The 21232-nt window shown below is 51.2% G+C and carries 17 protein-coding genes; 3 read left to right on the forward strand and 14 right to left on the reverse strand.

The features are described 5' to 3' along the window. Positions 1-4: 4 nt before the first annotated feature. Positions 5-1354, reverse strand: coding sequence for a signal recognition particle protein (ffh, locus tag LDN30_RS07515; RefSeq protein WP_223929134.1), 1350 nt, complete (start codon positions 1352-1354; stop codon positions 5-7). A gap of 238 nt (positions 1355-1592) precedes the next feature. On the opposite strand from ffh, the gene LDN30_RS07520 reads away from it, so the two are divergent. Next, complete coding sequence (locus LDN30_RS07520) at positions 1593-2546, forward strand: DUF4339 domain-containing protein (protein WP_223929135.1); 954 nt, start codon at positions 1593-1595, stop codon at positions 2544-2546. Between the two features lie 641 nt (positions 2547-3187). Here LDN30_RS07520 and LDN30_RS07525 read toward each other — a convergent pair. The 9 genes from LDN30_RS07525 to LDN30_RS07565 form a co-directional block, all read right to left on the reverse strand. Beyond that, positions 3188-4105 carry an NAD(P)-dependent oxidoreductase gene (locus tag LDN30_RS07525; RefSeq protein ID WP_223929136.1) on the reverse strand — a complete coding sequence of 306 codons (918 nt, stop codon included), beginning with the start codon at positions 4103-4105 and terminating at the stop codon, positions 3188-3190. A 2-nt stretch (positions 4106-4107) separates the two neighbouring features. Then, a complete protein-coding gene (gene serC / locus LDN30_RS07530; RefSeq protein WP_223926126.1) occupies positions 4108-5175 on the reverse strand; it encodes a 3-phosphoserine/phosphohydroxythreonine transaminase in 1068 nt (355 codons plus the stop codon). Positions 5176-5324: 149 nt separating this feature from the next. Beyond that, the gene (locus LDN30_RS07535) at positions 5325-6680 is read right to left on the reverse strand and encodes a DEAD/DEAH box helicase (RefSeq protein WP_223929137.1); all 1356 of its coding nucleotides are present in this window, start codon (positions 6678-6680) and stop codon (positions 5325-5327) included. Next, positions 6655-7866 (reverse strand): tetratricopeptide repeat protein, encoded by a 1212-nt coding sequence (locus LDN30_RS07540; protein ID WP_223926128.1) that lies wholly within the window; start codon positions 7864-7866, stop codon positions 6655-6657. Before LDN30_RS07540 ends, LDN30_RS07535 begins: the two co-directional genes overlap by 26 nt. Before the next feature lie 97 nt (positions 7867-7963). Beyond that, positions 7964-9064, reverse strand: a complete 1101-nt coding sequence (locus LDN30_RS07545) for a tetratricopeptide repeat protein (protein WP_223926129.1) — start codon at positions 9062-9064, stop codon at positions 7964-7966. A gap of 76 nt (positions 9065-9140) precedes the next feature. After that, a complete protein-coding gene (locus LDN30_RS07550; RefSeq protein ID WP_223926130.1) occupies positions 9141-10358 on the reverse strand; it encodes a tetratricopeptide repeat protein in 1218 nt (405 codons plus the stop codon). Positions 10359-10406: 48 nt separating this feature from the next. Then, positions 10407-13043 carry a DNA gyrase subunit A gene (gene gyrA, locus LDN30_RS07555; protein WP_223926131.1) on the reverse strand — a complete coding sequence of 879 codons (2637 nt, stop codon included), beginning with the start codon at positions 13041-13043 and terminating at the stop codon, positions 10407-10409. Between the two features lie 894 nt (positions 13044-13937). Next, positions 13938-14543, reverse strand: coding sequence for an OmpH/Skp family outer membrane protein (locus LDN30_RS07560; protein ID WP_223926132.1), 606 nt, complete (start codon positions 14541-14543; stop codon positions 13938-13940). Between the two features lie 12 nt (positions 14544-14555). After that, on the reverse strand, positions 14556-14750 hold the full coding sequence (locus LDN30_RS07565) for a hypothetical protein (protein WP_223926133.1): 195 nt from the start codon (positions 14748-14750) through the stop codon (positions 14556-14558). Positions 14751-14826: 76 nt separating this feature from the next. Between LDN30_RS07565 and LDN30_RS07570 the strand changes: the two genes are divergently transcribed. Together LDN30_RS07570 and LDN30_RS07575 are read left to right on the forward strand one after the other, a co-directional pair. After that, positions 14827-16278: an aminoacyl-histidine dipeptidase gene (locus tag LDN30_RS07570; protein ID WP_223926134.1), complete on the forward strand. Its 1452-nt coding sequence runs from the start codon at positions 14827-14829 to the stop codon at positions 16276-16278. Positions 16279-16864: 586 nt separating this feature from the next. Beyond that, positions 16865-18199, forward strand: coding sequence for an NADP-specific glutamate dehydrogenase (locus tag LDN30_RS07575; protein WP_223926135.1), 1335 nt, complete (start codon positions 16865-16867; stop codon positions 18197-18199). A 78-nt stretch (positions 18200-18277) separates the two neighbouring features. On the opposite strand, the gene LDN30_RS07580 is transcribed toward LDN30_RS07575, so the two are convergent. Genes LDN30_RS07580 through LDN30_RS07595 form a run of 4 tightly spaced genes read right to left on the reverse strand, consistent with a single transcriptional unit; the run spans position 18278 to position 21194 of the window. Then, positions 18278-19255: a GNAT family N-acetyltransferase gene (locus LDN30_RS07580; protein WP_223929138.1), complete on the reverse strand. Its 978-nt coding sequence runs from the start codon at positions 19253-19255 to the stop codon at positions 18278-18280. An 8-nt stretch (positions 19256-19263) separates the two neighbouring features. After that, positions 19264-19848 carry a Maf-like protein gene (locus LDN30_RS07585; protein WP_223929139.1) on the reverse strand — a complete coding sequence of 195 codons (585 nt, stop codon included), beginning with the start codon at positions 19846-19848 and terminating at the stop codon, positions 19264-19266. Between the two features lie 3 nt (positions 19849-19851). After that, the gene (locus LDN30_RS07590) at positions 19852-20370 is read right to left on the reverse strand and encodes a KdsC family phosphatase (RefSeq protein ID WP_223926138.1); all 519 of its coding nucleotides are present in this window, start codon (positions 20368-20370) and stop codon (positions 19852-19854) included. A 38-nt stretch (positions 20371-20408) separates the two neighbouring features. Continuing rightward, complete coding sequence (locus LDN30_RS07595) at positions 20409-21194, reverse strand: Rossmann-like and DUF2520 domain-containing protein (protein WP_223926139.1); 786 nt, start codon at positions 21192-21194, stop codon at positions 20409-20411. Between the last annotated feature and the right edge of the window lie 38 nt (positions 21195-21232).

Genomic DNA, 21232 nt, shown 5'->3' on the forward strand with positions numbered 1-21232 from the left:
TTATTTAGTGTGGCATCTTTGGCATGCCCTTCATTCCCTTCATTCTCGACATCATACCAGCCATTTTGCTGCCGGTGACCATCTTCATCATCTTCCGGGTCTGGTCGAACTGCTTGATGAGCCTGTTCACCTCCTGATAGCTGGTGCCAGAGCCCTTGGCAATGCGCTGACGGCGGCTGGTATTGAGAATCTCCGGATTGGTTCTTTCCTTCGGGGTCATGCTCTGGATGATAGCCTCAATGCCCTTGAAAGCGTTGTCGTCGATGTCGACATCGCGGATGGCTTTGCCCACACCAGGAATCATGCTGGCGAGGTCCTTGAGGTTACCCATCTTCTTTATCTGCTGTATCTGATTGTAAAAATCGTTGAAGTCGAACTTGTTCTTCTGGATTTTCTTCTGGAGCTTGCGTGCCTCCTCCTCGTCGAACTGCTCCTGAGCGCGCTCGACGAGAGAGACGACATCACCCATACCGAGGATACGGTCAGCCATGCGGACGGGGTGGAACACGTCGATAGCCTCCATCTTCTCGCCGGTACCGATGAACATGATAGGTTTGTCGACAACGGTACGGATAGAGAGGGCCGCACCACCGCGGGTGTCGCCGTCGAGCTTGGTGAGCACAACGCCGTTGAAGTCGAGGCGGTCGTTGAATTCCTTGGCGGTATTGACGGCATCCTGACCGGTCATAGAGTCGACGACGAAGAGGGTTTCGTCGGGATGGACGTGGTTCTTCAGTGACTCAATCTCGTTCATCATCTCCTCGTCGACGGCTAAACGGCCAGCGGTATCAATGATGACAACGTCATTGCCCTTGGCTTTGGCCTCCTGAATGGCATGGTCGGCAATCTCGTTGACATTCTTATTCTCCGGCTCATTGTATACAGGTACATCGATGGCCTGACCAACAACCTTCAACTGGTCGATAGCAGCAGGACGGTAGACATCGCAGGCAACGAGAAGAGGCTTTTTGTTCTGCTTCTTCTTGAGCATGTTAGCAAGCTTGCCCGAGAACGTGGTCTTACCCGAGCCTTGAAGACCGCTCATGAGGATGATGGCCGGATGCTGCTCGAGCTTCAGCCCGACAGCCTCACCACCCATCAGCTCAGCGAGCTCATCGTGGACGAGCTTAACCATGAGCTGGCCCGGCTTGACAGCCGTGAGCACATTCATGCCAAGAGCTTTCTTCTTGACCGTATCAGTGAAGGACTTGGCAACTTTGTAGTTGACATCGGCATCGAGCAGAGCACGGCGTACGTCCTTCATTGTCTCGGCCACATTTATCTCGGTTATCTTTCCCTCTCCCTTCAGTATCTTGAAAGAGCGTTCAAGACGATCACTTAAATTTTCAAACATAGTATGCTAAAAGTACTAATCCTGTTCTAATTAAACGTAAAAACTTATTTGCAAAGATAACACAAAAAGAATGAAAAATCTCACCTTGGCGATTGTATTTATAATATTTTAAAACACTACAAACAAAAACGTGCTCAATAATATCTACATTGTGCAAAAAATTCAGAAAACTTTTTGTCACCTCATTTTTTATCCTTAATTTCGCAGTCGATAGTAAAAGGTTCGAAACATACTTATTATGGAATACTTTATCAGTGTCAACAACGACAAGCGCGGTCCCTACAGCGTTGAGGAGCTCAAGGCCCGCGGAATAACATCGGAGACCCTCGTCATGGCCGACGGCTCGAGCCAGTGGATGCCAGCCTGGCAGGTGGAGGAGCTACGACCAATCATCACGGTGCCGGAGCCGCCGACAAGCGACGTGGGCACCATCGTCACACCGCAGACAGCGAATGAGAGCCAGAGCCAGAACAACGCTGACTCTCAACCTATTGACGGATTTGTGGAGGTGGACAATCCCGAGCCCGGATTCCAGCAGGGACGTCCCGTCACTCCCACTCCACCACCCTACTCTCAGCCGCCGATGGAGGAGAAAAAAGGAAGCCGCGTGAGCACATTCCTCATCGTCCTGATAGTCATTGCTGCCATTGCCGGACTGGCCATTGCCACATGTCCCGACACCGACAGCCACAAGGCTGCCCTCACCAACGTCATCTCGGCGGCAGTAAACGACGAGGCCAACAGCAGCGACAGTGCGTCGGGCTCCGACGATGCCATCGACAAGATGTTCCGACAGATTAGCGACTCATGGACGCAGAGGGTCATCGCCACAGCCGTCGACAACCTAATCCACGTCGACAACCACATCTTCTACTCCACCGGCAAGGTGCGCTACGACGGCAAAGATCACACAGTGTCGGTCGGTGCCTTCGGTCATGTGTTCACCGTCGACAAGGAGGATATCAAGGCCGCTGCCGAACAGTATTACACCAAGGCAGAGCGCGAGACTAAGGAGGACATAAGGAAGAAGGCAGAGAAGATTATCAACGACAACGTCATCGACCCGGCAGCCCAGGCCATCAAGGAGATGGTCAACGGAGCAATGAACGACATAATCCAGGACATTGGCATCACCGGAGGCTCAAGCGATCAGCAGGATGAGGACGAACCGGCCGACAGCACCAACATCTGATTCTCGATTAACCGAAGACAGAAATACATTTTCAACGCAAACCCTAACAGGCACCACCCTGTTAGGGTTTTTGTTTGGAAGGGGAAATACACGAAATGGCGGCTCATTAGAGCGAAATGAGATGTAAAGATAATTCAAACAAAGAATGCGTTCACACCATCTTGTTTACCCACTGATAACCAACGGGTTACAGAAGTAGGTCATTTAACATTGCAAAACGGGCCATTTCGGACTGCAAAACGGACCGTTTCGCAACCTAAAACGGACCGTTTCGCAAGCTCAAATGGACCATATTGTTTTCGTGTAAAGAAAATTCGGATTTACCGGAGCTATCTTCAGCAAAAGCATCACGATTCGGTTGAAGAAAGAAAAGGTATCATCAACTGCTAAGAAATGAGGGGCAGGCTGCTGCTGATTAGCGTTCGGAGAAGACTCTTCACGTTGAGAACGAATAACTACAGCGCGGAATATCAGTTTCCAAATGGCTGAGCTGCCCCACGAACAGCAACGGCTGGAATCGCTGAAGCATACATAAAAGATTGAAAAAGGCTTGCAGAGCAATGCTCCGCAAGCCTTTTCAATATATCTCTGCGGGGAAATATCATATCATAATATGCTTTCCCCGGTAATATCATAACGGGTTATTTGTTCACCTGGAACTTCGTGTCGCCATCCTTGAAGAACGCGTTTATCTGGCGTGCAGCAGCAATACCGGCATTGATATTTGCCTCGGCAGTCTGTGCACCCATCTTCTTCGGCGTTGAGAAGTAGCGGCCCTCGAACTTCTGGAAGTCAGCATCGGCATCGGGTTTGATGTCGGTAATGTATTTCAGGTCGGTGCGCTCAGCCAACAGCTTCAGCAGTCCGGGCTCGTCGATAACCTCCTTACGGGCAGTGTTGATGAGAATACCGTTCTTCGGCAGCTTGTTGACAACATCGTAGTTGATGCTCTGACGGGTCTCGGCGGTAGCCGGGATGTGCAGCGAAACAATGTCGTTGGTCTCGAACAAGTCATCGCGGCTCTTTGCGGCATGAACGCCCTGAGCCTCAATCTTGTCGGCGGGAACGAACTCGTCGAAGGCACTCACCTCCATACCGAAGCCCTTGGCGATGCGGGCAACGTTGCGACCGACATTACCGAAGGCGAGGATTCCCAAGCGCTTGCCCTTCAGCTCGGTACCGGCCTTGCCGTTGTAGAAGTTGCGGACGGCGTAGACGAGGAGTCCGAAGACGAGCTCTGCCACGGCATTGGAGTTCTGGCCCGGTGTATTCTCGACCACGACACCCTTCTCCTTGGCGTAAGCGGTGTCGATAGAGTCGTAACCTGCGCCGGCTCTGACAACAATCTTCAGGTTCTTGGCGGCGTTGAGAACGTCCTTTGTCACCTTGTCGGAGCGCACAATCATGGCATCGGCATCGCTGACAGCACTGAGGAGCTCAGCCTCACTGCCATATTTCTCCAATAGAACTACCTGATGGCCAGCGCCCTCAAGTTCCTTCTTTATACCCTCCACGGCTGCTGGCGCGAAAGGTTTCACTGTTGCTATTAATACTTTCATAATTAATGTTCCTTTTCGAAGTCCTTCATTGCCTGAACGAGAGCGTTGACGCCCTCGATTGTCTGTGCGTTGTAGCATGATGCGCGGAATCCGCCGACAGAGCGGTGACCCTTGACGCCGACCATTCCACGGCTCGTAGCGAACTCGAGGAACGGTTTCTCTAAGTCTTTATACTCGTCGTTCATGACGAAGCAGATGTTCATCAGCGAACGGCTGCTCTCCTCGACGGTACCGCGGAAGAGCTTGTTGCGGTCGATCTCGTCGTAGAGGATGCGGGCGCGCTCATGTGCACGACGGTCCATTTCCTTAACACCGCCCTGAGCCTTGCACCAGCGCATGGTCTCGAGCAGGGAGTAGATAGGCACCACAGGAGGAGTGTTGAACATTGAGCCTTTCTCCACATGAGTGCGGTAGTCAATCATTGTAGGCAACTCGCGCGGAGCCTTTCCGAGCATATCGTCCTTAACGATAATCACCGTTACACCGGCCATAGCCATGTTCTTCTGCGCACCGGCGTAGATGGCTGTGTACTTCGAGACGTCGACAGGGCGGCTCATGATGTCGGACGACATATCGGCAATCAGTGGCACCGGAGCGTCGAGGTCCTTGCGGAGCTCGGTACCGAAGATTGTATTGTTGGTACATATGTGCAGATAGTCAAGGTCGGAAGGGATATCCTTTATCTCCGGCAGATGAGTATAGTTGTCGTCGGCCGACGAAGCCACTTCCACCACTTCACCGAAATGCTTTGCCTCCTTCATGGCTTTCTTAGCCCACGTACCGGAGTTGACATATCCAGCTTTCTTCAGGAGGAAGTTGGCAGGAATCTGCATGAACTGCAAAGAAGCACCACCACCAAGGAAGATTACTGAGTAGCCTTCAGGGATGTCGAGAAGTTCCTTGATAAGGGAGACAGCCTCGTCGACAACCGGCTTGAAGTCGGGGGCACGGTGACTGATTTCCATCAGCGAGAGACCGCTGCCATTGAAATCCAGAATCTGCTTTGCTGTGTTCTCGATAACTTCACGCGGAAGCATCGAGGGACCTGCATTAAAATTGTACTTCTTCATTTTTAAGTCTATTTAAGTTCAATATTTCAGTTCGGTTATTGCCTGTGACAAACCGGAAATGTTTTAATCTGTTCGGTTACGAGTGCGAAATTACACTTTTTATTTCAGAATTCAAAATAAAAACGCAACATTTTGCCAAATAAGTGGTCTTATATCGTCACTTCTTCGACAATTGTCTTTACACCCTTGATTTTCTCGCCATGTGTTCCCCTCAAAACCTGCCGTAGCTTACGGCGTGGCACAGCGGCGTAGGCGTAGCGCTGATAGACATCGATGCGCCCAATCTCAGAGCCTTTCAGACCGCCTTTCTTACACAGGAATCCGACGATGTCGCCCTTGGAAATTTTGTCTTTCTTACCCTTACCTATATATATAGTGGTCATGAGGGGCTGGGGGACGGGACCGTCACCGACGGGATTATAGTCGGCAAGAGGAGTTCTGTCCTGCCCTTTCGCGGCATCGGCGGAAGCCTGCTCGACATAGTCGGGGACGGTCTCGCCGGGAGCAAGGATGAAGAAGGCGCGCCCGTCCTTATCCCATCGTGCCGTGCGGCCGGTGCGGTGGACGTAGGCATCCTCGCTCTCAGGAATGTGATAATGGATGATATTCTTGATGTCCGGGATGTCGAGACCGCGACTGGCGAGGTCGGTGCAGACGAGAATGTTGGCAGTCCCGTTGCTGAACCGGTAGAGGGCCCTTTCGCGGTCCTGCTGGTCGAGGCCGCCATGGAAGAGACTGACGGTAAATCCTTCTTCGGTAAGGTAGCTGGCGGTGCGCTCCACGGAGTCCCGATAGTTGAGGAATACGACACTGCTCTGCTCGCCAAGGTCGATAAGCAGTCGCTTCAGCGTCTCGAGTTTATCCTTTTCGGGGCTTTGCACTTTAAATATTTTCACCCGCTCAGCGGCAGCCTCATCAGCTGCAATGAAGTTCAGACGGACGGGATTGAAGCCGCTGCGCAGATAGGACGGTATCTCCTCGGCATCGGTGGCCGAGAGAAGGACACGCCGGATAGCTGTCGGCAGCTTGCCGATAATTGCGGTCATCTCGTCCTGAAAGCCCATCTGGAGCATCTTGTCGAACTCATCAATGACGAGGGTCCTGACCGATGCGGCACTGATATTACCCTTATCGAGATGGTCGTTGAGACGGCCAGGGGTGGCAAAGACTATCTGCGGTCGGACAGTACGTAGCTCACGATGCTCGTCCATCGTTGGTCGTCCGCCGTAAAGAGCCATAGTCCGCAGACCGGAGCCCATCGATTTCAGCACGTTAGCCGACTGCAAGGCAAGCTCACGCCCCGGCAATAGCACTACTGCCTGCAACGCATCCGACTGAGAATCGAGTTGTGAGGCAAGGGGAATGAGGTAAGCATAGGTCTTGCCGGTGCCCGTCGGTGACAGGACTACGATGTCGTCGGTGCCGCCGGACATGGCATCGAATACCGCATTCTGCATGTCGTTGGGACGGATACCTAATTTATTTATGATTTCGTTTGTATTCATTTCGTATATTGTCTATCTCGTCAAACTTCTTTCCCATATTGAGATTCAAGTATATTGTGTATAGGGGTGATATCCAATTGTCCTGACGGTCGGGTGCCAATTTCCTGTATGTTTCAAGGTAAGGGAGCGCCTTATTGTACAGTTCGAGGATACGGCGACGGTTGTAGCGGCTCTCCTGGCGCATCTTATCGAGTTCGATGGCCATGTTGAAGTATGACAATCCTGCGTTGTAATAGGCATCGGCAAGGTTCTCGTTCTCTTTTATCAGCTTGTCGCAGATGTCTATGCAGTCCTCGTAGCGCCCCATATTAAGGTAGACGGAACTCTTGGCATAACGGTAGAACTGACTTGTCGAGTCGACGGAAAGGGCTCTGTTGACAAGGGCGAGGGCCGAATCGTTCTGCATTGTCTTGTCATAATATTCCATAAGCCGCGGAAAGAAGAACGGAAATTTGGGATAACGGTTGAATCCTTTCCGCAGACAGTCGACATATTTTTGTGTGTCGTTCATAATCTCGTAAGCCTCAGCCTCATACTGCATGACGAAAGCGAGCTGTGAGGTGTCCTTTTCGGCAAGCTGATGATGCCGCATTATCAAAGGTGCAGAGCCCATTTTGAACCCACAGTACATCGTCCAGTAAGCGGCACTGACACCCATCGAGCTTGTGGAATCGATGCGCATGCCGGTGAACAGCGGCTTTAGGGACACTGAAAGGTAGTGATCGAAATAGTCGTATGCCAGCTTATAATTTTTCTTATTGACGAGAAAAACTCCGCCATAGTAGAGATTAGGAAGTATTCTGACAAGATAGGCTGCGTTACGGGCACGGTATTTCGTGTGCACACGGCCCTCATCGTCGGGCTGCATGTCGACAGAATCCATCGATTCGCCCGCCTCAAAAAGCTTGCGGGCAGTGGTGAAGAAAGTGAGAGTATCGTATTTCTGCTTCAAGTAGAGCTGCTCGTTGCCATGCTCGTACTGTGCCGTGAGGGCATCCATCAGCAACTGCCACACCTTGAGGTTGTTTCTCTGAGCTGAGTCGGCGAGCTGAGTCCTCAGAATGCTCTCGGCCTTGTCAAGGTTCTTACCGCTCTTAATGTAATCGCGAGCCTGCGAAATCTGCTTTTTCTGTGCCACCGCACTGACGGACACAAGGACCATCAATGCGACCACTATGAGTCTCATCGCTGAAATAATATATTTATGATAAAAAAATCTTACCATCAGTCAATCAAATAATATCATCCTACCGTCACAAATGGCGGATAATGATTCGGCCTGCTTATCGTCGGACAAGTGGCTTCAGTTCCTCGGCTTTTATCTCGTCGCCGAGCATAACGTATATTCTGTAAAGTGGTGTTACCCAGTCGACTTTATCCCGATGCGGGTCCATAACCTGAACACGTTCAAGATAGTTGCGTGCCTGAGCATTGAGATTGGCCACTTTCTCCTTCGTATCGGGATCGTGGTCTTTTGTCCCCTGCCTTCCGGTTTCCAAAGCCCAGTCCATGAGGCATACACCTATATTATATATCACCGGCACCTGCTTAGGATCGAGCTCATCAGCGTGCTTATATGCATCGACAGCCTCATTCCACCGTTTGGCGTGCATGGCCGTCTCGCCCTTCAGTATCCATGGAATTGGCGACTTGGGGAAACGCTGCAGCTGGTCGTCGATGAAGTTTTCAAGGTTGAAACTGCGGTTCTCACGCCCATAAAACTGCATGAGCCATGCGAAATAAGTGGAGTTTGACGGGTCGGAACGGTACAACTCGGCTACGACGGAGAGATACTTGGCCGAATCTTCGTGCGTAACCATCTGGTCGTGCATACACCGCGCTTTTATCTCCGCGGCATCCTGGGCAATGTCGTCATCCCTCATGGCGATATCTGCATACCTGTCAGCGGCCTTGTAGTTACGTTCCAAAAGTGAGGTTTGGGCTATATAGAATGCCGCCAACGCCGTTTCGTCGTTCTTGTTGTCGGCTTTCATCAACGGACTTTCGGATGCCTTGATATATAGTTTCCAAGCATTTATGCCGTCCTGTCGGTAGTGGTGGCCTGCAAGATAGAGCCCTGCGTCAATTAACAAGGGCCGGAGTTTGGCTACACGCTTGAAGTTATCCGACTCGTGACGGAGCTTTGTAACCCCTGCTCCGTCGGGCATTCTGTCGTAATTATCGCTCTCCAGACTATACTCCACGCAGTCCATGACGTTGCGGAAATAGCGCACCGAGTCGGCGGCGGATTCATTCTCCACCTCGTAGTAGATTCCCTGTGCGCGCTGGCTCATCTTCTCCGCATTTTTCTTAGGATTTCCCGATTGTGCCGACGCGGCAAAAGCCATCATCAAGAGTGATAAAACAACGAATGCCTTTTTCATGTTTTAATTTGAAAATGACAATCCCTCCAAGTGCAGGAACGATGTCCACACGAGGAGGGATTATTTAGTTTAACTATTAATAACCTGCGTAAGACTTTGCTTCCTGAGTCTTAGGATCGTTCTCACCGAGTACAAAATAGTAGCAGCTGTACAGACGTGCAGCGTACTTAGCTTTCTGCGAGCCGTCCTTATCGAGAGCCTTGGCAGCCTCGTAGTACTTGATAGCCTCGTTATAGACAGGGACAAACTGCTCCTTAGCGGCCTTCGAGAGGACTCCACTGACCTTTTCCAGACGCTTCTGAGCGTGATAGAGATAGCAGTCGCCGATGGTTGCGTTGAGCATGAGCTTATTCTGCTCAGGTGCGTTAGCTAAAGATTTCTTCAGAGCGTCGGCAGCCTCCTGGAACTTATCGTGCTGTTCGAGGAACTGACCCTTGACCATCAGAGCGATGAAATCGTTAGGCTCACGCTCGAGACGGCTGTTGACAAGCTGCTCAGCCTCAGTAGCTTTACCTGCCTGAGAGTAAGCGTCAACGAGGTTAGCAAAGATCATCTGGTTGTCAGGATTCTTCTCGTAGAGAGCCTTGCACTTGTTGATGAACTCAGCTGAGTCGGCAGCAGTCTTGAGCTGTGCCTTCATAGCTGTGAGCATGATGTTCAGGGCGTTGGCACCATTGGCTGAATCGTTGACGGCCATGCCAGCATACTTCTCTGCATTAGCCCAGTCGTGATCCATATAAGCCATGTAACCAGCAAAGAAAGCAGCGTTGAGATAGTTAGGATCCTTGGCAGCATCGGTCTTTACCTCATTGAACATTGGCTCAGAGTTGCTGGTCACATAGTAGCTGAGCAGCTTGAAAGCCTTTTTGTTGTCCTTGCCTTGGAAGAATCCACCGCCATTGATGAGGTTTGGACGGAGCTGATAGAGGCGCACAGCGTTAACTTTGCTGTACTTTGGCTTTACTTTTCCCTTTGCGTTAGGGAGCTGGTCGTACTTGTAGCACTCAGCGGCGGCAGTGTAAGCTGCATCGAGAGCGTCGTACATTCCGGCCTCATCAGCTTCTTTCTTGATAGCGACCTTAGCACTTTCCTCGTTGTACTTAGCGAGAGCCAGGTCGACGATCTTGTTGTAGGCAGTAGCCTTCTCGGCGTTGTCGGCAAGCTGTCCGAGACTCGACTCAACGAGCTTAGCAGCCTCCGTGTAAGAATCCGCCTTGAGGATTGCCTTCAGAGCATCGCTGTTTCCAGCGAACGCGGCCGACACTGAGAGAAGCATCAGGACCGCAATCATCATAGTTTTTTTCATTCTTGGAAAATATTAAATATTTAATGTTAGGTTTTACTAATCGAAGTCCACGGGAGCGTCCGAGCCCTCGCCACTTTCGTTGCCGTCATTGTCGTCGGGCAGTGTCTCTGCCTCGTCTCCGGCGGGTTCAGCACTTGCGGTATCACTCTTTATCTCCTCGTTGGTTTTAGCCCATGCCGAGCGGCTTTCCTCCTCTACCGAGGCCTCCAACTTAGAGCTCATTACCTTACAAACGCTTGCTATGACATCATTCTTCTTAGCGAGATTGATAAGTCGTACGCCTTGAGTGGCGCGTCCCATGACACGGCACTCGGCCACTGCGAGGCGGATAACGATTCCGCTCTTGTTGATAATCATCAGGTCGTTATCGTCGGTGACATTCTTTATGGCCACAAGTTTTCCGGTCTTGTCGGTGATATTGAGGGTCTTCACACCCTTACCGCCACGGTGTGTCTTGCGGTAGTCCTCCACCTGCGAGCGTTTTCCGTATCCCGACTGCGACACGACCATAACTGTCTCACTCTCAGGATTATTGACGACGATCATTCCTACGACCTCGTCCTCACCGTCATCGTCGAGCATCATTCCTCTGACACCTGTCGACACACGTCCCATAGTGCGCACATTGCTCTCGTCGAAACGGCATGCACGTCCGTTACGGTCGGCCAAAATAAGCTCGTTATGGCCGTTGGTGAGGCGCACGTCAACTACCTCATCGCCCTCATTGATATTGATTGCGATGATACCTTTAGACCGTGGATTCGAGTAAGCCCTCAGACTTGTCTTCTTGACGAGGCCCATCTTCGTTGCAAAGACAACGAAATGAGTATCGAGGAATTCGTCGGAGACATTGGCACGCAGCCGCAGACAAGCGTTTACGGTGTCGCCCGGCTCGAGAGCGAGGAGGTTCTGGATGGCACGTCCCTTAGAGTTCTTGTCGCCTTCCGGAATCTCGTAGCACTTCATCCAGTAGCAACGGCCCTGGCGTGTGAAGAAGAGCATCGTCTGATGCATTGTTGCCGGGTAGATAAACTCGGTGAAATCCTTCTCGCGGGTACGTGCTCCCTTGGCCCCTACTCCACCGCGGGCCTGCTCACGGAAGTCGGACAACGGTGTGCGCTTGATGTAGCCGAGATGGCTAATAGTGATGACAACAGGATCGTTGGGATAGAAGTCCTCAGCATTGAACTCATGCTCATCGGGGATAATCTCCGTACGGCGCTCATCACCATACTTTTCCTTGACTTCATTCAAGTCATCCTTCATCACCTGCTTGCAGCGTTCAGGGTTGTTGAGAATCTCCTGGAGCTCATCGATAGTCTTCATCAAGTCGTCATACTCAGCATGGAGCTTGTCGACCTGCAGACTTGTCAGTGAGCCAAGACGCATATCGACGATAGCCTTCGACTGCACCTCATCGAGCTCGAAGCGCTTTTCGAGATTGCGTTGGGCATCGCTCGGAGTCTTACTGCCTTTGATAATCTCTACTACCTCGTCGATATTGTTCACGGCGATAATCAATCCCTCGAGGATGTGAGCGCGCTCCTGAGCCTTCTTCAGGTCGAACTGCGTGCGGCGGATGGTCACCTCATGCCGGTGCTCAACAAAGTACTTTATGCAGTCCTTGAGCGTCAGCAACCGCGGGCGACCGTTGACAAGGGCGATGCAGTTGACAGAGAACGAGCTCTGGAGGGCTGTCATCTTGAACAGCTTGTTGAGGATGACATTGGCATTGGCATCGCGGCGCACGTCGACGACGATGCGCATACCCTGTCGGCCGGTCTCGTCGTTGACATTGGATATTCCGTCGATCTTGCCTTCCTTGACGAGATCGGCGATATACTCGATAAGCTGCTGCTTGTTGACGCCATAAGGAATCTCCGTGACGACAATCTTATCGTGCTGGTCGCCGCTCTCAATCTCGGCCTTAGCACGCATCACAACACGTCCACGACCGGTGGCATAAGCATCGCGAACGCCCTTCAGACCATAGATATACGCTCCCGTGGGGAAGTCAGGAGCCGGAATATACTTCATCAGTCCGTCGAGGTCGATGTCGGGATTGTCAATATATGCGCAGCAGCCATCGATAACCTCGTTGAGGTTATGGGTAGGAATGTTTGTGGCCATGCCCACGGCAATACCGTTGCCTCCGTTGACCAAGAGGTTCGGAATCTTCGTAGGCATCACCGACGGCTCCTTGAGTGTGTCGTCGAAGTTGTTCACCATGTCGACGGTATCCTTCTCAATATCGTCCATGATGTGCTCACCCATCTTCGACAGGCGGCACTCGGTATAACGCATGGCAGCCGGAGAGTCACCGTCGACGGAACCGAAGTTACCCTGACCGTCGACGAGGGTGTAACGCATATTCCAGCTCTGGCCCATACGGACGAGTGCACCGTAGACTGAGCTATCGCCGTGAGGGTGGTACTTTCCTAATACCTCACCCACGACGCGGGCACATTTCTTATAAGGTTGGTTGCTGAAGTTGCCTATACCGCGCATTCCGAAGAGGATACGGCGGTGGACAGGTTTGAAACCGTCTCTTACATCAGGGAGGGCACGGGCCACTATCACCGACATACTATAGTCGATGTAAGAGGTCTTCATCTCCTCCTCAATGTTGATTTTCATAATCCTGTCCTGATCAATTGTCTTGTTGTCGTCCATTATATAGTTTTATGTTAAAATCGCCTTATTTGCCCTTTATTTGCCTTCTAATCGATTTTAGGGCTAAATTCAAGGTGTAAAATTACGAAAAAAAAACGACTCACGGAAACGTCAGAGAACAAAGGAATCGCTTTTAAAGATACTTTAACTGTTTGTGGCCACCGCCCTGCCCTGCACCGCAATTTGTCGCCGCTGAAACAGCCTCACAGACCATAGTAATCCGGTAATCTACCGAATATCGTCAGCATTGCCGGTGCCATCCCATGACAAGACGCAAAATACCAAATACAAAACCGGCACCGTCTACAGTTCAATATAGGTTCTTCGAGACAAGAAAACAGCTGTATGATATGTAAGAATATTTCACAGTAATGATTAAATTAGCTTGACCTTGCAACCACCTCATAATCAAACAGATACAGAAACATATCATTTAGCGTTCCCAAACGGCCCGTTTCGCACTCTAAAACGGACCGTTTGAGTACGCGAAACGGTCCATATTGGAACGCCAAACGATACATATTGGAATGGTGTCAAAATAATTCACAAACGAGAAACGTTCTTGGAGCGACCGCCGCACGATTTTGGTGTATCCATCCTTTTGGAATTGCCAAGAGATAGAAGTTGGAAAATACAAGTGCCCTCAAAACCCGCCGAACAATCACTAAGCGGCAAAAGCACAAAACCCATAACTCCCTTGCGGAACAAGCGCTCTCAAATGGTTTCAGCAAACGTCCCTGCTGTAAATTGCTTGTCGCTGCCATCGAAGTCAACAGACACACATCTTTATCATGTCCATCACCCACAAGCACGGGCCATGCTGGTCAGACAAAGAAGAACCCGCGTCCAGACCGATCTGGCGCGGGTTTTCAGTTGTCTGCCGGAATATATGTCTTATTTCTTATTTCCCATTCCCTTATAGCGCTTGTTCAGTCCGGCGACCACCTGATCGGTGATGTCGAGGGCATTGTTGGCGTAGAGAATATTGTCACCCTGCTTGGCAAGGATGAGCGTGAACTTCTTGTCCTTGTTGTATTCGGCGAGGAAGTGGTGGATACTGTCGGAGAGAGCCTGATTATACTTGCTTACCTCTTTCTGGTACTCGTTGCTCAGGCGCTGCTGCAACTGATCGCCCTCTTGGGCCTGCATCTGCAGATTGGCCTGGATCTGCTGCGCCTCGTCGCGGCTGAACTTATTCGACTGGATGCCCTGCTGGAAGTTGGCTGCGGCCTGCTGCAGGCTCTGCTGCTTACCCTGGAGGGTCTTCTGGATGTTGGCTTCCTTGCCCTGCATGAGCTTCATGACATCCTTCCAGTACTGATACTGGCTCATGATGGAATCAACTTCGACGTAGGCAATCTTCATGTCGGCCTGACTGTCGGCAATGCTACCCTTCGTCGAGGAGTCCTGGGTGTCGTTCTTCTGTGGCTGATTGTTGCACGAGGTCATACCCATTCCGAGCATGGCTGCAACAGACAAAGTTAAAAGAATCTTCTTCATTTTATATATTGATTATTTGTTCCTGACGTCATTCCTCGCCTCGCGGTCCTGATCGAGGACGCAATGGATGCCCTTGCTCTTGAGGAACTCATTGTCCTTGATATGCTGCGATTTCATTTCGCCGCCCTTAATAAAAAAGGAACGTACGGCCATCAATGCTACCGCAATAGCAATTATTAACACGCTGACAAGGAATATCTTGACCATTTTTTGTAATTTTGCAATAGAATTGGTTGCAAAGGTAATGCAATTGAACGAAATATCAAAAGAAATCAATAGAAAAATGGCAAACAATGAACTAACGCCAGCTCGCGTTTTCGAGCAGTTTTCAAAAATCAACAAGATTCCCCGTCCGTCGAAGCACGAGGAAAAGATGATTGAGTATCTCAAGGAGTTCGGTAAGGAGCACGGTCTGGAGACGAAAGTCGACGAGACCGGCAACGTCCTTATCCGCAAGCCGGCCACGAAGGGCATGGAGAACAAGCCTACCGTTATCCTCCAGAGCCACATGGACATGGTCTGCGATAAGCTCGTCGATGTCGACTTCGACTTCTCCAAGGATGCCATCCAGACTTATGTCGACGGAGAGTGGATGCACGCCAAGGGCACTACCCTCGGTGCCGACGACGGTATCGGCGATGCCATAGAGCTCGCTATCCTCGATTCCGACGACATTGAGCACGGTCCTATAGAGTGCGTTTTCACCCGCGACGAGGAGACCCAGCTCACCGGTGCCTTCGGCATGAAGCCCGGTTTCATGACCGGCAAGTACCTCATCAACCTCGACTCGGAGGAGGAAGGACAGATCTTCGTCAGCTGCGCCGGCGGTAAGAGCACCATCGCCGAGTTCGACTTCAAGCGCGAGGATGCTCCCGAGGGCTACTTCTTCATGGAGGGAACGCTCAAGGGCCTCAACGGCGGACACTCGGGCGACGACATCGAGAAGAAACGCGCCAACGCCATAAAGATTCTCTCGCGGTTCCTCTATAATGAGCAGGAGAAGATGGATCTGCGTCTGGCACAGTTCAACAGCGGTAAAATGCACAACGCTATCCCACGCGACGGAAAGATTGTCTTCGCCGTTCCCGCCGACAAGAAGGAAGATGTGAAGGCCGACTGGAATCTGTTCTCAAGCGACGTGGAGGACGAATATCACGTTACCGACACCACCATGAAGTGGAACCTCGCGTCGGCCGATGCCGAGAAGGTATTGCCAAAGCAGATTTCGGAGAATCTCATCCGCGCTCTGCAGGCCGTCGACAACGGTGTCCTCGCCATGTGCCAGGACAAGGCCCTGGAGTGGATGGTTGAGACTTCGAGCAATATCGCCAGTGTTCAGAGCTCTGAGGAGAAGGTGGAAGTCGTTTCCAGCCAGCGCTCTAACGTCATGAGCAACCTGCGGAACATGTCGAACACCGTTAAGGCCGCTTTCCAACTCGCCGGAGCCAAGGTCACCCAGACCGACGGATATCCCGCATGGAAGATGAATCCTAACTCGGAATTGGTGAAGATTGCAGTGAAGGAATATAACCAGCTCTTCGGTAAGGACCCGATTGTCAAGGGCATCCACGCCGGACTCGAGTGCGGTCTGTTCTCGGAGAAGTACCCTGACCTCGACATGATTAGCTTCGGTCCTACGCTCCGCAACGTCCACACCCCCGACGAGTGCCTGCACATCCCGACAGTAAAGCAGGTTTGGGACTTCCTGCTCGCCATACTGAAGAACATCGACTAAAGTATACATCGAACCTTATCCCCCACCCGAGGGATAAGGTTTTTTCTTCGCTACTAATCCATTATCATCCAATCTAACGGCCACATTCACAATGGCTTAGATCATCAAGAATATAATATAACAGGATCAACAGTCAACTACTATACCCCTTTCTATACCCCAAACTATACCCCTTTCTACCCTGCTAAAATTTGGATTCGGGAAAATTATTTTGTAACTTTGCACTCGGAAGACAATCAATCCGAACCGATAGAATTCTGACTGGACATTATATAATATGTATAGTCACTCCGGATATCATAATAATCAGGGTTAGGAAGCGAGAATTAGCGAGCGAGATACAGAAGATTCCGCTTGCCACAAATCAACGGAAAATAATCCGGACGCACCGTTTTCTCTTTCAAATACCATGAAAATGCCATCACGCGACACATCATCTTGAGCACTCCCGGAATCGGATTTGAGCAAAAGAATAACTTTTCGGGCATAAAAATGAATAATTACTTGCTTTAGCAAGCTTTTTTTATTAACTTTGCAAGCGCAAACTAATCAACCAATTAACAACCAATAAAAGGAAAGATTTCTTATGAAAGCAACAGAAGTCGTAGAGAGACTGAAACTGCAGTTCCCCGGACAGCCGGAGTATATCCAGGCCGTTTCGCAGGTGTTGGGAACAATTGAAGAAGAGTACAACAAGCACCCGGAGTTCGACCGCTACAACCTCATCGAGCGTCTGTGCATCCCTGACCGCGTCATCAAGTTCAGAGTCAACTGGGTTGACGACAAGGGTAAGGTGCAGACCAATATGGGCTATCGCATCCAGCACAACAACGCCATTGGCCCGTACAAAGGCGGTATCCGTTTCCACGCATCTGTCAACGAGTCGATTCTGAAGTTCCTGGCTTTCGAGCAGACTTTCAAGAACTCGCTGACAACACTGCCCATGGGTGGTGCCAAGGGTGGTTCCGACTTCTCCCCACGCGGAAAATCGAACAACGAGGTCATGCGCTTCTGTAATGCATTCATGGACGAGCTGTCGCGCTACATTGGTCCCGACACCGACGTGCCGGCAGGAGACATCGGTGTTGGCGGTCGCGAGGTGGGCTACATGTTCGGCGAGTACAAGCGGCTCACACACCAGTTTGTGGGCATTCTCACCGGAAAGGGCCAGGAATTCGGTGGCTCACTCATCCGTCCTGAGGCAACAGGCTACGGCAACGTATACTTCCTCGACGACATGCTCCACACCCGCGACATAGACATCAAGGGCAAGACCGTGCTCGTCTCGGGTGCCGGCAACGTGGCCCAGTACACCATAGAGAAGCTCCTTCAGCTTGGGGCCAAACCTGTGACCTGCTCCGACTCAGACGGTTACATCTACGATCCCGATGGCATCGACGAGGAGAAGCTCGCTTACATCATGGAACTGAAGAACGTAGAGCGCGGGCGTATTAAGGAATATGCCGAGAAATACGGAGTGAAATATGTAGGCAACGGTGCAAAGCCATGGGGCGAGAAAGCCGACATAGCCACGCCATGCGCTACACAGAACGAGATTGACGGTGAGGCTGCAAAGACCCTGTTGGCCAATGGTGTTATCGCTGTCAGCGAGGGTGCCAACATGCCGTGTACTCCGGAGGCTATCAAAGCCTTCCAGGACGCGAAGATTCTCTACTGCCCGGGAAAGGCCAGCAACGCCGGTGGCGTGGCCACATCTGGTCTGGAGATGTCGCAAAACTCGGAGCGTCTGAAGTGGACGGCAAAGGAAGTCGACGACCGTCTGCACGCCATCATGGACAACATCCACGAGAACTGCGTAAAATACGGTACCGAGCCCGACGGCTACATCAACTACGTCAAGGGTGCTAACGTAGCCGGATTCATGAAAGTGGCCCGTGCGATGATGGCACAGGGAATCTAAACTGAGAAGAAAAACAACCCTAAAACGGCATGACCGACGGGAAAAACTATGCGATACCGACGGGCATGCCGTTTACTTCTACTCCCGATAAATCCAAGAAAGGAGTTTGTTCATCCACCCTATCGTGAAATGGAACCAACGATAGGAACTGACCTGCTTGCCGCCAAAGCTGAGAATGAAGTCACGATAGCGGCTCCGGCGCAGCGGTAAGCCTACATTCATAAAACAGATGTGGCGCATGCCCCTATCGAACGACGACTTGATGGCATGCCAGACGGTCATCACATCGGGATGGTGCAGAGGATGCGATTTCCTCTTCGAGGCCACGAACCACAGATAAGCATCCTTATCCGAGTAGACAACGATGCTGCCACCGATGACTTTATCGTGGCTGAGGGTGACAAAGACCTTACCTATGGAACTACGCTCAAGACAGAGGCAGAACGACTCAGAGGGGATGTAACGGTGGAATTTGAACCGGTAGTAGTTCTTAAGCATCTTCCAGAAGGCTCTGACCTCATCATCGGTTTCGGCCTCACGCGTCACTATGCCGGCAGTGTATCCCTTGTCGATAGTGCGAAGGAGCTGTTCCGACAGCCGTTCCTCAGGCACCATGCTGTGAAGTGAGTTGCGGATGTGAAGCCATGAGATAGGAAAGAAACCATGACGACGGAAATCACGGTAGCCGAACATCTTGGAGGAGATGTGCGAAAACTCGATAAAAAGACAGAGCTTATGCTGAAACGCCTTGGCAACGGCATCGAGCATCATCGGGAAGAGCACCTTACGCTCGCCATCGTCAGCATAGACACCCTCGCCATAGACACGGCCCTGAGAGAACAGGTATGGCGGAAGAAGCGACCCGCGACGCCATAAGATGGCAAGCATGTGGGCATGAACGCGACGCTTGTCGTCGGTAACAACAATCATGTAGGGGGTGCAACCGGAGACTTTCTCAAGGACACGAAACATCTCAACACTATGGAAGACATTCTTATTGGAAAGTTCCGGCAGCCGGTCGCTGCTCCTGATTGTTTCTACATGATAGTTGTTCATAAGCTAAGTCACTGATTTACAAATGCATTCAACTCGTCCCAAATACGCTGTACGGGGAGTCCCATGACGTTGAAATAACTTCCGCGCAACCCCGTGACACCGACGTAGCCTATCCATTCCTGTATGCCATAAGCACCGGCCTTGTCGAGGGGATGATAGTTGTCAACATAGTAGTCTATTTCTTTGTCGTTGAGCTGTTTAAAGGTAACATCAGTCGACACCGCAAAAGAGCGCTGAACCTTAGTGGAAGTTATCGTAACGCCGGTGACGACCTGGTGACTCTTTCCGCTCAGAGCATGGAGCATGCGGCGGGCATCGTCATCGTCCTTTGGCTTACCGAGGGCCTCAGAGCCAAGGATAACCATGGTATCAGCAGTGAGAAGCAAGTCGTGGGGACGCAGAGTATCCTTATATGCCTCGGCTTTCTCGCGACTGACGTACAACGGTATGTCGGCAGCATCGAGACTGTCGGGGTGATTCTCCGACACATCGGGCAGGACACGAACCTCAAAGTCGAGGTCGAGTCCGCGCAGCAATTCCTTTCTTCGTGGGGAGTTGCTGGCAAGAATAATATTATAATCTTTCAGTTTCATTATCTACCATCCAAAAGCTTTAGCGTCGCTCAGCCACTTTCCCTGAGCTTTCAGCACCTGTTCTATGATGTCACGGGCACAGCCCTTGCCTCCCTCATAGCTGCTGACATAGGCCGAAATGCCACGAATCTCGCTGGCTGCGTCCTTAGGACAACAGGGGCATCCGGCACGTTGCATAATCTGATAGTCGGGAATATCATCACCGACATAGATAACCTCTTCATCGGTAAGGCCGTACTTATGGAGAAATTCTTCCCATACGGTGACCTTGACGGCACAACTGAGATAGACATCCTCGACACCGAGGTAGTTGTAGCGCTTCCGGATTTCTTCATTGCGGCCACCGGTCATGATGGCAAGGCGCAGCCCCATCTTCACGGCAAGCTGTATGGCATAGCCGTCCTTGATATTCAACGTGCGGACGGGCTCGCCATCGGCATTCATCAGGACTGTGGAACACGACAGCACGCCGTCGACATCGAAGACGACTGCCCGTATTTTTCGAAGGTCATAATTAATCATCGTATTGCTATTTTAACCATGAAAACGTACATTACTGACTACTTCTTCCCCTTCGACAAAGCCACCTTATGTATCGACATCGACATGCGTTCGTAGAGGTCCTTCAGCAGTGGGTTGTCGCGCATAAGCAACGACTGAGCCCTGATGACATTCTCGTCGAAACGGACAGCGGGCCCTGTCTGGGCATCAATGGGTGCAAGATCGTGAACTTTTGCGGCTGTCTCGTCGATAAGCGGGAGCATGACATCGAAGGGAATGCCGTGCTTACGGAGCAACTCCGCACTCACCTCATAACAGTGGTTAGTGAAATTGCATGCCCATACGGCCGCAAGATGGAGATAGCGACGGTCGTCGGACGACAGCTCGCTGACACGGTCGCTGACGGAGCTTGCAAGTTCCGCAATGGCTGACAGCGCATAACTGTCATTGCCCTCGACAAAACAGGGTATAACCTTGAAATCGACCTCACGCGACTTCGAAAAGGTCTGCATAGGATACAGAACGCCATAATGCAGAGCCATGCCCTCGAAGAGGCTCATAGGCATAGACCCTGCCGTGTGGATCATCAGTTTGTCGGCACGGCCGCTGACGACCTGCGGTATGACCTCGCCCAAAGCGCTGTCCTTGATGGAGAAAATATACACATCGGCGGAAGACACTATCGACGAGAGATCGTCGGTGGCAGCACCCCCGACAATAGTAGCCAGCCGCTGGGCGTTGTCCCAGGTGTGGCTGTAAACCTGCACTATGTCATGTCCGGCGCCATGAAGGGCTTTGCCGAGATTGGTGGCAAGATTGCCCGCGCCTATCAAAACTATTCTCATATTAACAACAAAGATAGTTCAAAAAGAGGATATAACAA

Origin of the sequence: Prevotella lacticifex, assembly GCF_019973375.1 — a bacterium.
Lineage (GTDB): Bacteria > Bacteroidota > Bacteroidia > Bacteroidales > Bacteroidaceae > Prevotella > Prevotella lacticifex.

Coding starts and splice junctions, on each gene's coding strand:
- LDN30_RS07590 (WP_223926138.1), bottom strand. CDS start 20,370: ATGATTAATTATGACCTTCGAAAAATACGGGCAGTCGTCTTCGATGTC.
- LDN30_RS07580 (WP_223929138.1), bottom strand. CDS start 19,255: ATGAACAACTATCATGTAGAAACAATCAGGAGCAGCGACCGGCTGCCG.
- gyrA (WP_223926131.1), bottom strand. CDS start 13,043: ATGGACGACAACAAGACAATTGATCAGGACAGGATTATGAAAATCAAC.
- LDN30_RS07550 (WP_223926130.1), bottom strand. CDS start 10,358: ATGATGATTGCGGTCCTGATGCTTCTCTCAGTGTCGGCCGCGTTCGCT.
- LDN30_RS07565 (WP_223926133.1), bottom strand. CDS start 14,750: ATGGTCAAGATATTCCTTGTCAGCGTGTTAATAATTGCTATTGCGGTA.
- LDN30_RS07535 (WP_223929137.1), bottom strand. CDS start 6,680: ATGAATACAAACGAAATCATAAATAAATTAGGTATCCGTCCCAACGAC.
- LDN30_RS07545 (WP_223926129.1), bottom strand. CDS start 9,064: ATGAAAAAGGCATTCGTTGTTTTATCACTCTTGATGATGGCTTTTGCC.
- LDN30_RS07570 (WP_223926134.1), top strand. CDS start 14,827: ATGGCAAACAATGAACTAACGCCAGCTCGCGTTTTCGAGCAGTTTTCA.
- LDN30_RS07540 (WP_223926128.1), bottom strand. CDS start 7,866: ATGAGACTCATAGTGGTCGCATTGATGGTCCTTGTGTCCGTCAGTGCG.
- ffh (WP_223929134.1), bottom strand. CDS start 1,354: ATGTTTGAAAATTTAAGTGATCGTCTTGAACGCTCTTTCAAGATACTG.
- LDN30_RS07575 (WP_223926135.1), top strand. CDS start 16,865: ATGAAAGCAACAGAAGTCGTAGAGAGACTGAAACTGCAGTTCCCCGGA.
- serC (WP_223926126.1), bottom strand. CDS start 5,175: ATGAAGAAGTACAATTTTAATGCAGGTCCCTCGATGCTTCCGCGTGAA.
- LDN30_RS07585 (WP_223929139.1), bottom strand. CDS start 19,848: ATGAAACTGAAAGATTATAATATTATTCTTGCCAGCAACTCCCCACGA.
- LDN30_RS07525 (WP_223929136.1), bottom strand. CDS start 4,105: ATGAAAGTATTAATAGCAACAGTGAAACCTTTCGCGCCAGCAGCCGTG.
- LDN30_RS07560 (WP_223926132.1), bottom strand. CDS start 14,543: ATGAAGAAGATTCTTTTAACTTTGTCTGTTGCAGCCATGCTCGGAATG.
- LDN30_RS07520 (WP_223929135.1), top strand. CDS start 1,593: ATGGAATACTTTATCAGTGTCAACAACGACAAGCGCGGTCCCTACAGC.
- LDN30_RS07595 (WP_223926139.1), bottom strand. CDS start 21,194: ATGAGAATAGTTTTGATAGGCGCGGGCAATCTTGCCACCAATCTCGGC.